Source organism: Elizabethkingia sp. YR214 (genome assembly GCF_003058195.1).
In the GTDB taxonomy this organism is placed as follows: domain Bacteria; phylum Bacteroidota; class Bacteroidia; order Flavobacteriales; family Weeksellaceae; genus Elizabethkingia.
Window position 1 is genome coordinate 41,471 of the sequence record NZ_QBUH01000011.1, and the last position, 11,668, is coordinate 53,138.

Consider the following 11,668-nt stretch of genomic DNA (forward strand, 5'->3'; position numbering starts at 1 on the left):
ATGATAAAAGCCCGTGATAATAATTTGATCACGGGCTTTATTGTTGCCGATTTATTCTTAGAATAATCTGTTGTGCAGTGATCTTAGTGCTTCAATTTTATAACTTGTCGGAACTAATAATGAAATATTATTTTCACTCCCACCATAAGAAATCATTCGTACCGGAATATGCTTTACAGCTTCAGAAACTATAGTTGCCAGTCCATGATTGTTTTTTTTGAAATCACCAACAATACAAATGATAGATTGATCATAATCAGTGTCTACAGTTCCGAAAGTTTCTAATTTTTTTATTATATCTGAAAGAAACTCAGTCTGGTCGATCGTCAGAGAAACTGCTACCTCAGAGGTAGTAATCATATCAATTGGAGTTTTATGGGTTTCAAAAACTTCAAAAATTTTCCTCAAAAATCCATAAGCCATTAACATTCTGGAAGACTGAATACGAATTGCAGTAATATTATCTTTGGCAGCAATAGCTACAATTTGATTTAGATTTTTTGTCTCTCCCGAAATCAATGTTCCCGATGCACTGAGATTCATGGTGTCCAATAACCGAACGGGTACATTATATTTTCTTGCCGGAAAGACACTTTGAGGGTGCAGAATCTTTGCTCCGAAATAAGACAGTTCGGCAGCTTCATCAAAATTTAGATGGGCAATAGGTTTAGTGTTTGGTACATAGCGGGGATCATTATTATGAAACCCGTCAATATCTGTCCAAATCTGAATTTCTTCCACCTGTAACGCAGCTCCTAATAAGGATGCTGTATAGTCTGAGCCTCCTCTTCTCAAATTATCAATTTCACCTTGTGCATTTCGGCAAATATATCCTTGGGTTATAAATAATTTTTCATCAGGGAATTTTGCCATTTCAGTAGTGGCATGTTCTCTTATGTATTCTATATCAGGTTCACTTTCTTTATCAATAAGCATAAAGTCTAATGCTGATAATAATACTGAAGAAATACCTTTTTCTTTTAGATGCAGATGAAATATAGTTGTGGAAATAATCTCACCCTGAGCTAAGATAATACGCTCTTCTTTAGTAGTGAAATTTGCACTGTCAAACCTATACAATAACTGAAACACATTATCGATAAAAGCCAATGCTTCTAAAACTCCTGACTCTGTTTTGAATAGTTCTTTTACAAATTTTTTATATTTATCGTAAAGTATATCAATATGTTTTTGAGCAACTTTGTCTTCTTTTTTGGCATATAGCTCGGATAATGTAACGAGATCGTTTGTGGTTCCGGAAACGGCAGACAATACAACCAGATGTTTATCTGCAGCCTGAGATCTGATAATAGGTAATAGTTGTTCAATTCTTTCCGGGCTTCCTACTGATGTTCCTCCAAATTTTAATACTTTCATAAATATATTTAAATTGTTAATGATTATAAGCAAAAAAAAGAGCTTGTCGTGATGACAAGCTCCTTATATATTTCAATTCTAACCAAAGGAAAATGACTCACGAAGTTCTACGCAAGTTCTGTTTCTTTCCCTTTTTTAAGTTAGACAATATCATTTCTTATTTTTTGTATTGGCAAATATAGCTTTTTTTTTGATTCGCGCATTATGTGTCTCATAGAAATTAACCAACTGATTTTACAATTGCCATAGGTGATAGATATAAGTTTACTACACAAATTCTGTTATCTGTAAATAGATGAAAAATCGCTCTACAACAATCCTTTTAAAGTTTGAGCAGGAAACAAGTTATCCACATCGCAATCATCCTACAGTCGATGAACTTTTTATAATGGAAGGTAAAGCTACTATTACAGGCGTAGAGTTAGAAAAAGGTGATTATTTATATACGACTGGATAAACTGTAATAAAAAGACCCGAATGATAATCGTACTATTGAATGGTAATTAAATTTCAATATATGATGTAATTCTATTAATTCACAAACAAATGAGAAATTTCAAAAAACAACTACAATTGTTGGATTATCATATTTATTTCTGGTAGCTTCATGCAGAAGTACGGATAATATAGCAGATAATCCCGGAGATAATTTAATTACCAATGGTTCAGCAGTTTTAAATTTCAAGCTTTCTGAAAGCAACTTTACAACAGAAACTATTGAACCATCGGCATCCCTTAACCATGAAAGTGCAATTTACAGCGGCAAAGAACAGGAGGTGAGATTTATGAGTGATGATCAACCTTTTATAGCTACCCTTACTCCTGTTTCTTCATTAGCCAAACAAACTAATGTAAAAAATACAATAGCAGATACTAACCCTTTAAAGGGATTTAATGTAAAGTATAGCGTTATAGCTTACAGAAGAAGTGATGGTAGTAAAGCTGCTACTAAAGTCTATACAATAGATGCTGTCGGAAACTCTACTCCGGATGATGGTACTTCGATGAGCTTAGATGGTGACACAGAAATGGTTCACAAATATGATTTTGTTGTTCTGTCTTATAATTCATCAACAGCACCTGCGGATATTACCGTAGCCTTTCTTCGGCAATTTTAACACCTGTTTCAGGTAATGATGATTTGATGTATTTCAGAGCTGATAATGTTAGGGTTGGAAAAGGTAATAACCTTTTAAGTGTTATATTAAAACATAAGTTTAGTCAGATTACAACGGTTGTTGATGCAACGGCTGTTGCTTCTGGAAATGGTATTAAAGCAATTGATACACCTGTTATCACCAATCAGCATGCCACAGGAAATAGTATAAAACTTTTTACTGGTGTTATTACCTATAGGACGGCTGGAGTAACCAAGTCGCTGGATTTCACCGAAAATTCTACTTCAAATCCTATATGGAGAAGTAAGCCATTCTTAATGGCAAATCCAGGTGCTGCAGCAAGTGATATGGCTACTTTAACTTTTAGTTCTTTGACAGTTGGAACGAAAGTGAAACAAATATATCAGGTCCAAATCTTGTAATTAGCCCGGAGGTTAGGTATAATCTTATTTAAAATTTGCTTGTACAGCTATCTCTACACCCTCATATGATTTCAGCATGTATGAACCTGCGACTTCTAGTAAAGACAGAATATCACAAGGCTTTACTTTTCTGCCAGCAAACGCTGGTTTTACGTTTGAAGTTTACGAGCTCGATAATTCATTTAATCTAAACATCAATGGTGTAGATCTGGCAAATCAGGAAATTCAGTTTGAGTCCGGGATTAGTGGACTACCTCAGAATATTCGTTTTGAATCGGATAAAACTCTATGAGAATCTTCGGGAAATTCACAGATCTATAATATAAATGGTTCTACAACAAATCCTAAGACAACTGTATCAGAATAAAATAGGCCTAGATGGGTCTGTATCTATTATGGGAAGGAGGAATTTATCCAGTCGATTGGAATTATTAGAGCTTTTTGGCGGAACTCAGTTTAATAGGATTACCTGGAAGTTTGATACAACTAGCGATGTAATAGCTACAATGAAGGTTACAAGATTAACCCTGTTAGTCGGTTATGGAGAAGGGCGAAAAATTGTACCATGTCCATAATTTAATTAAGGTTGCTAATTATAATAAACGAGTGTAAGAGATTTCTTACACTCGCTCTTTATTTACAGAGCCGATATACATTGTTATGACTTTAGATAAGATTAGTTTTAGATCTAAAAATACTTTGCAAAAAATGAATACTATTTCTGTTTATACTAAAGGAAGGATATCATAAACATATTGTAAATACTAAGTTAGTAAATTATCCAAATAGTAGTGGAAATAGGATGTTAGCATTGTGTTTGTGAGTTTAAAAGCAACGAATACCAAATTATTAACACTTAAAAATTATAAATTATGGGCATACTAACGTGGATTATATTCGGATTAATTACAAGAACAATTGCGAAAGCTATTCACTCAGAACCAGACCCAGGAGGCTGGATTTCAACAATTATTATCGGTATTATTGACGCAGTTGTTGGATAGGTTCTTAAATCACTGCATATGATTTACCCTTGTATATGTCTCTCTGATAAATTACTTATTGAATATCTATAAAAAAAGCACTATATTTGCAAACCTTTAAACGGGTGTGTAGCTCAATTGGATAGAGCGTTAGATTACGGCTCTAAAGGTTGGGGGTTCGACTCCTCCCACGCTCACTCGATAAGCGAAAACTAAATTAGTTTTCGCTTTTTTATTTTTTCATCGGATTTAATTGCTTTCACTCTTTCTGTCATATCAATTTTTCATTCCCTATTTTTGTAATTAAATCACCTTTTTTAATAAAGAGATTGTTTCTAGCGTCTTATTATTATGATAATTCAAAATATTTTTATTTAAAATTTTAATAATATATACTTTATATAGATGCTTTCTAATCTCAACCAGATTTTATAATTGGTTTAAAGCAATAAAAATGCACAAAATATCATTACAAAATCATATAGCTGCAATACTAGTTTGATGAATGTAGGGTACATGTAGTATATTGTTTAATCACATTTTACAGAAGATAAAGGAGAAAGCTTATTACTTTTACTCCATAAACTTAGCCTTTAAATTAGATTTGATTATAACATAAAATCACTGTAATTAAGAGACCCGGTAAATGAGTGGGTACTGAACTCTTAATATTTGCAAATTAATTAAAAGATATTTAAAAATTTCGGATAGGTATGAGGGACATTATGGAGTATTGCAAAAGTATGGAATGAAAGAAGCTTCAAAAGCATTTCGATGCCAATTACCTACAGTTTTAAATTTTTGGAGAAAGAATCTTTATCTTAAGAAATAATTAGTAAAGTATGTTATTTATACAATCAAAAACAATTCTCCATCATTCTATATATCATGTATAAATAAATGTCTTAAGAGCAATAAGGAATATTCATTTAAAATAAATAAGAAACTAACTGGAATGAAATATTTTAAAATTATAATTCTGTCGATTGGGCTAGTAGCTGTAAATTGTTCGACGCAAAATATAGGTACTAAGAGTACAAAAAAAATATATGATAGTAAACATGAAGAAGCACTCCTCAATGTAAAATATGGCCTATATAAAAGAAATGTTATGGATGTTTATCTCCCTGCTAACAGAAGTATCCAAACCGCATTTTTGATTAGTATCCACGGAGGAGCATGGACAACGGGAGATAAAAGACAATTGACAGAGCTTTCTAAATATCTTCTTTCACAGGGGATTGCGGTAGCGAATCTAAATTACCGTTATGCAAACTCTACAGATACTCATCTTCCTGAGCTTTTAGATGATATAGAGAATGTTGTAAAATATCTTGCATCCCACTCTAAAGAATGGAATATCAGAAACGAAGGTTTTTCAATTTTAGGAGGTAGTTCAGGTGCGCATGTTTCAATGATGTATGCCTATACAAGAAATCCTCAGATTAAAAGCATAGTAGACATATGTGGCCCTACAGATTTTACAAATATACAAACCTTGGAGAAAATAAGGGCTAATCTTTTTGGAGGTCTCCTCTTTAAAACCCTGAATAAAATGTCAGAAAACAAAGTCGTCTGGAAACCTGGAAACGAAATACCGGAAGCTTATATAATGAGCAGTCCCGCAAAATTTGTAAGACAAATTCCTATTATGATTGTTCATGGGGATAAGGATAATATTGTTCCCATTGAACAGGCTTATACCCTCGAAAATGAACTTAAAACAATAAATGTCCAAAATAAATTGATCGTAGTTTCTGGAGCAAGACATAATCCTTTAAAACGTACAAAAGATAAGCAGTCTATATTTGCTGATATAGTTAGATGGCTTAAAGAATATGGTGTAAATTAATTGGGTTTATTGATAGATTTCCCTCTGTTTTTATTTTCATATATTTTTTTATTGTAATAGTTGTCCTTCTTATATGAGTATTGAATTATACTGTGGATTTATTGACTTTAGCACTATTTATATTTGGTTGGTGTAAAATGTTTTTCAATTGATCTAATGGTCTCACATGGTCCAATGAAGATACTGGAGTTTGTACTAAAGGGTCTTTTCACGAGTGTTATAGGTGAAAGTTTTTTAATTTTAATGAGATGTCGGGTATATGTAGGATTTTTATTTTTGTAATTAATATTAAAATTATTCAATTTTGCAAAGCAATTAGTAATAAATATAAGAAGTGTTTATGTGTGTTGGTTGTCAAGAATAAACAATGAATTACTATAAAATAAACAAAATTCTAAAATGTCCCGTAAATAATTGATTTTTTATAGTTAAAATAGAAATACATAAGTGTGAAAGTGTATAATAAGCTTTCATCTTTGTATTTATTTTTTTGTAAAATAAGTCTTTATGACTTTCCGGTCGATTTTATGCCCAATATTAAATCGACCGGTTTTTTCGGGAATAAGCTAATCATGGACGCTATACTTGTCTATATTTTAAATAGTTTAAGTTAAATAAATCCATTGATAATGGGTATGGAAAAGTCTTATGAGATTGCTATCAACTATTCTCATTCATAAATTAATTCTATAGATAGTCTACCATAAAGATAATTAGAGATATCGATTTAGATAATGAGAGTGTAAGGTTTTCACTCAAAGGTATACAAGTAATTGTATTTTCATACAGCAGTTCTACTGTCAGACTCTCGAGATGTATTTGACGTTATTTCTTTTAGATGCATTGATTTGTGCACCTGACTTAGGATAGCTTTAATTTTTTTTAAATATTTTTTCTTTACTTCTGTTAATTTACCGTAATATTCATGAAAGGTGGCCATTGGTTTTATTAGAATTTTTACTAAAGCTGCTTCTATTTAATTTTTCCCTAAATGCCTAACAGATTAGATAATCTGTTGCTAATCAAATTATTGTTGAGTTGTAGCATCTATGTATGATGCTAATTTTATTATTGTCTCGAAATAAGTATTGAGCTTTGCCTTATAGTTTGTATCAGCTTTAGGCTTTATTATTTAAACAGAATAAATTTCACAAATGATTAATATGGAAGATAATAACAAAAAACAAACAACAAAGAAGTTGCATGAGAAAAAAGATTATATGCCACCTCTAATAAGTCTTAGTTTTATAGAAATGGAGGGAAGCTTTTTAGCAGCTTCTGCAGTTATTATTACAACAGATGTTAATAGCCAGATAACCGGTGAATGGAACACAGGCACTGATATGACTGATGATCTTAGCTGGTAAAATAAGTAAAGACTAATATTTTTAATTAACAAATAGGATTAAGATGTTAAAAAGAATTTTTACAATTATAGACCCCATTATAAGAGAGAGTGCTACATTGCTATTTGTATTTTTTATGTTAATTTCATGTCGTAGTACCGATACTGATCACTCTAATACAGATAATACTAATGCAGTGGTTAAAATAAATGTGCAAGGCGAGATGTTTGATCGTGTACAAAATATAGAGAATCAAGCGGCAGTTTCAGTAGTTAAGCCGGATTCTTCATTACTGATTTTTCAAGATGAAATTCCATTTAATGATGATTTTACGCTAATTGCTAGAGTATCATCTGATGTCTTACCCGTTCAAAAAGCTACTGTATCATTATCAAATATAAGTTCGGTGCAGGCTGATACTGATGTAAGTACTATCCCCTTAGGAATCAGATATAAGCTAATAGTATATAAAGCAACAGGAGAATATATTACAGAGAGAAATTATATATACGGTCAGGAAAGCAGTACACAGGCTCTTAATCTGGACGGAGGAAACAATTATACATTTGTTGTGTATTCTGTTAACAGCCCAGCGACCCTTCCGGTCGTTACATTCACGAACTCTCAGAATAAAACTCTTTCTACTTCGATTATTTCAGGACTAAGTGGGATTTCGGACTTTATGTATTTCAAGAAAGAGATGCAGTTGGTTGGTAATCAGCCTAACTATCTAAATGTGGTATTTAATCATAAATTCAGTCAGATTATTACACATATTGATGCTTCCCTAAGTGGATATAATGTTAGTGCCACAGATCTTTCCTATGATTCCCATTTTCCTACAGCTGGTATAAAACTTGAGGATGCAGCTATAACACGTACTGGTACTGTGGGGCGTTCTAATATTATTTTTCAGACACTTAATTTGTCTACTATTGTTAGTAATCCAACAATTATAAACGGAAATACTTCTACAGGCTCTCTTGTCATAAATTCTATAACTATTGGGAGTATAGTGCGCACTAAACTCACTGCATTTGCAAATAAATTAATGATCACCCCTGGTGTAAAGTATAATGTAACATTAAACATTGTGCCCACAGATACCTACCTTGATTATATGGGGCAGAAGGCCGTTCGTATTAATGGAGAAATATGGATGCGTCACAATCTTGGAGCAGATACCAATCTTAATCCGGATCAAGATCCTTCAGTTCAGGGACTTCATGGAAATTACTACCAATGGGGAGAAATCCAAGAAGTAGCCAATGCCTATACAGCATCAGAAGCTATTTCTGGGTGGAGAGGAACAGGGTATCCGTGGAAAGCTAACAATGCATGGAATAGTGGAACAGAAACTTCTCCTGTAAAGGTAATGGCTAATGACCCGTGTCCTAATGGTTTTCGTATTCCGACTAAAACAGAATATGATGCACTTATAGCTTCTACTGTACAAGGAAATGTAGGGATATGGAGTAAAGGAGAGACCAATTTTTCAGCAGCAAAAGTATTTGTAAGTAAACGAAATAAAAATGTTCATTTGACTTTTCCCGCAGCTGGATTCCGTGATGCCTATGCAGGTTCACTTTTTGATTCTTCATATAAGATTCGGGGTGAAGGTGGATATTACAGAACAAGTACAGCGAATTATGAGATGAGTATTTATGCAGGGCAGGTAGTTTTATATTCAGATGCATATAAATCTTGGGGGGAATCGATTCGTTGTATTGCTGTTTAATCGAAACTATCAACCTATAATTTCTGTTGAATATGTTTTTATACAACAGAAATTATAGGTTGGAAAAGAATCAGTATTTCTAGGAATTTAGATATAAGGTTATTTTGTGGTTAGTGCTCTATCAGCTTATCATATGAAAAAAAAAGTGTCAATGTAGCACTCCTGTCTTTTTTTGTTCATTATAATTTAAGCTAGATAAGATTTAAGTAGGGTGCTATCTTTGCCTTAGATCAATTTAGTTTATACAATTTTGTATTGTATAATTGATGTTTGTAAAAAGAAAAAGCCACTATAATATAATCATCATATTTTATTTGTTTGTATAAACTAAAACTTAAGTGTTTTGGCAGGTAATTAATTGGTGTGATAATTACCTGCATTTATTTGGGCTTGTTATAATAATAATGGTTTTCTAAAAGTTTTTTACTTTTTCTTACAAGTACCAGCCCTTTGCTAATAACAAGTTTGTATCTTAAAGTAAGATTTGTTTTATTTCTCTATGCCTATCCTTATATAAGGTATAGGATATTTCCCTCGTTATTTTTTAATTCATTGACTGTCAGTAATGTAGGGTCTATGTATGGTGTATGGTTTTGCATATGTTTCAAATATATTATTGATTTTTGCGGCTATTATAATTAAGTATTCAAGTAGTATATGGGTTTGAAACTTTAAAATATAACATTAAGAAACAACACAACATGATGAAACTAAAGCAAAACACAGACTTATTGAAAAGGAAAAAAGTATATCTCGCACCTAAAGTGGAAACAATCCTTGTCGAAACAGGTAAAGATGATTACATTTCATATTTTGCATCCGTAAAATTGGCTACTTGCAATAATCAAGAAAACAGTAAACAAAATCCGATATCCAAAAGGATTTTGTAAACCAATTTCAACTATTGGTGATATCAGGATCGTAAGTTTTATTTGTACTTGCACTGCATAAACAAGTATCCGGATTATATGAGCCAACTAAGCTACTACGCTTTGGTAATTCTCCTGTATACGGATATATGGTGTAATTGAGGTTTTCTTAAGAAAAAATAGATGTTTTTATTATTAATGAACGCTTTCAGGGTTGATAATTTGATAATTCTATTTTTTAAACTCAATGGTCATTTTACAGTCAATTATTTACATACCTGTATAACTATTACAATTACAAACAAAGCTGTAAATTTTAATTCTTTTTATTGAAAAATGATGCCCAACATATTTAATATTTGGATAATTATTATAAAATATATTGTACCTATAATTAGTATACTTTTACTATTTTCATGTCATTCTGTTTCTGAAGAAGAATCTTTCAAGACTTTTGATTACCCTCTTATCAAACAAAATGAGCAAATACGTTTGTCTGGGGATTATAAAAGCATTACTGAACTCAATTTAAGATATTATAAAAGTGCTCATAAGAAAGGTTATGAGGACGGCAAGGCCATTTGCTATATTAATCTGGCATTTGTAAATAGTGTAGTTGGTAATTACAGGCAAGCATTATTTTTATTGGAAAAGGCGGACAAAATTGTTAATAAATCTAAAAATAACCTGCATAAAGCCTGGTTGTATGATGGGTACAGTGATCTTAATTATTTTCTGGGCCTTTACAATAATGCGCTGAGTTATAATACCCGTGCATTTTCTGCTCTCGAAAAAATAAATAATAACAATATAAAGAGAGAGTACCTTTCTCAATTTTATATTAAAAGAGGACAGGTTTTATTTGAAAGCCCTGACTATAATAAAGCTTTGTCTAATTTCCATAAAGCCTTAAAAATAAAAAAGCAGGCCTATACGGCGGGGTGGCTTGTAAATTCTTATGTGAAAATTAATAAACGGGATTCTGCCTTATATTATTTAAAACAAGCACATTATATGATGGGAAGAGAAAAAATAACCCATTATAATATCCTTGGTAGTGTGATCTATTTTTTTTCCGGTAATTATTATAGCTTGATTGGGCATTACAAAGATGCAGAGAATGCTTATATAAAAGGGTTGGAAATCAATGCTATGACAAGAAATATTTACAAGCCATATTTTAGTATGGAGGTTTATAAGGCTATGGCGGAGGTGTATCATAAAGCTGTTAATCCGGAAAAAGAACATTTTTACAGAACGCTATATAGTTATAATAAAGAACATTTTTACGAAAAACAAAAGGGAGCGATTAATCTGGCTACTGAAGAGTTTATTTCTGAGGCTAAAGAAAGTGAACAGTATGAGAAATATAAAATGTACTGGTTTGCCGGATTACTAGTTGTTATTACGCTGATTATAAATATTTATACCTTTAAAAAAATAAGGAATTTAAAGAGGAAAAAAATGCTTCTGCAGCATAGGACACAAAATTTGGAACGGCAAATGGACCAAAATAGATTTATTGAAATTATTGAGCTCGCGAAAAAAAATGACTCTGCATTTTTAGTTAAATTTGAAGAAGTATATCCCGATTTTACCCCCAGTTTAAAAAAAATAAATCCGGAAATTGAATATTCTGAGATTGCTTTTTGTGCCATGATCAGATTAAATTTTACTTCAAAAGAAATTGCAACCTATACTTATATACAACATGCTTCTGTACAACAGCGCAAAAGACGGATCAGGAAAAAACTTAATATTCCAAGTGATGTCGATTTATATCAGTTTTTTAACAATTTATAATTTTGCCCTTTTCAAAATAGGTGTTATTGTATTGTTAAATTCTTTATGTTATTATTAATATTATTTCAAGAACTAAAGAAATATTCGGATTTTTCTTTATTGCAAGAATGTGTAAGTCGTTGATAAATCTTTATAGAAATACGGCTGATCCAGTAAGGAA

10 protein-coding genes, 1 tRNA gene and 1 pseudogene are annotated in these 11,668 nt (G+C 31.8%); 11 read left to right on the plus strand and 1 reads right to left on the minus strand.

Features of this window, described 5'->3' with window-relative positions:
- Positions 1-57: 57 nt before the first annotated feature.
- Positions 58-1,377, minus strand: a complete 1,320-nt coding sequence (locus C8J95_RS17180) for an aspartate kinase (protein WP_107809943.1) — start codon at positions 1,375-1,377, stop codon at positions 58-60.
- 295 nt (positions 1,378-1,672) lie between these two features.
- On the opposite strand from C8J95_RS17180, the gene C8J95_RS17185 reads away from it, so the two are divergent.
- From C8J95_RS17185 to C8J95_RS19075, 11 genes and pseudogenes are all read left to right on the plus strand, one after another.
- A complete protein-coding gene (locus tag C8J95_RS17185) occupies positions 1,673-1,834 on the plus strand; it encodes a hypothetical protein (RefSeq protein WP_255412858.1) in 162 nt (53 codons plus the stop codon).
- A 328-nt stretch (positions 1,835-2,162) separates the two neighbouring features.
- Complete coding sequence (locus C8J95_RS19055) at positions 2,163-2,495, plus strand: hypothetical protein (protein ID WP_255412859.1); 333 nt, start codon at positions 2,163-2,165, stop codon at positions 2,493-2,495.
- Positions 2,496-2,521: 26 nt separating this feature from the next.
- Positions 2,522-2,917 carry a hypothetical protein gene (locus C8J95_RS19060; protein WP_255412860.1) on the plus strand — a complete coding sequence of 132 codons (396 nt, stop codon included), beginning with the start codon at positions 2,522-2,524 and terminating at the stop codon, positions 2,915-2,917.
- 76 nt (positions 2,918-2,993) lie between these two features.
- On the plus strand, positions 2,994-3,209 hold the full coding sequence (locus C8J95_RS19065; protein ID WP_255412861.1) for a hypothetical protein: 216 nt from the start codon (positions 2,994-2,996) through the stop codon (positions 3,207-3,209).
- A gap of 34 nt (positions 3,210-3,243) precedes the next feature.
- A complete protein-coding gene (locus C8J95_RS19070; protein WP_255412862.1) occupies positions 3,244-3,492 on the plus strand; it encodes a hypothetical protein in 249 nt (82 codons plus the stop codon).
- Between the two features lie 297 nt (positions 3,493-3,789).
- Positions 3,790-3,918: pseudogene (locus C8J95_RS17195) on the plus strand (GlsB/YeaQ/YmgE family stress response membrane protein); the annotation flags it as partial.
- A gap of 105 nt (positions 3,919-4,023) precedes the next feature.
- A tRNA-Arg gene (locus C8J95_RS17200) sits at positions 4,024-4,097 on the plus strand.
- A gap of 914 nt (positions 4,098-5,011) precedes the next feature.
- Entirely contained in the window at positions 5,012-5,752 is a 741-nt protein-coding gene (locus tag C8J95_RS17205) for a prolyl oligopeptidase family serine peptidase (RefSeq protein ID WP_158267964.1), read from the plus strand.
- A gap of 1,163 nt (positions 5,753-6,915) precedes the next feature.
- Positions 6,916-7,119, plus strand: a complete 204-nt coding sequence (locus C8J95_RS17210) for a hypothetical protein (RefSeq protein WP_146165469.1) — start codon at positions 6,916-6,918, stop codon at positions 7,117-7,119.
- 43 nt (positions 7,120-7,162) lie between these two features.
- Positions 7,163-8,836, plus strand: a complete 1,674-nt coding sequence (locus tag C8J95_RS17215; protein ID WP_107809946.1) for an FISUMP domain-containing protein — start codon at positions 7,163-7,165, stop codon at positions 8,834-8,836.
- A 1,205-nt stretch (positions 8,837-10,041) separates the two neighbouring features.
- Complete coding sequence (locus C8J95_RS19075; RefSeq protein ID WP_255412864.1) at positions 10,042-11,508, plus strand: hypothetical protein; 1,467 nt, start codon at positions 10,042-10,044, stop codon at positions 11,506-11,508.
- Positions 11,509-11,668 lie beyond the last annotated feature (160 nt).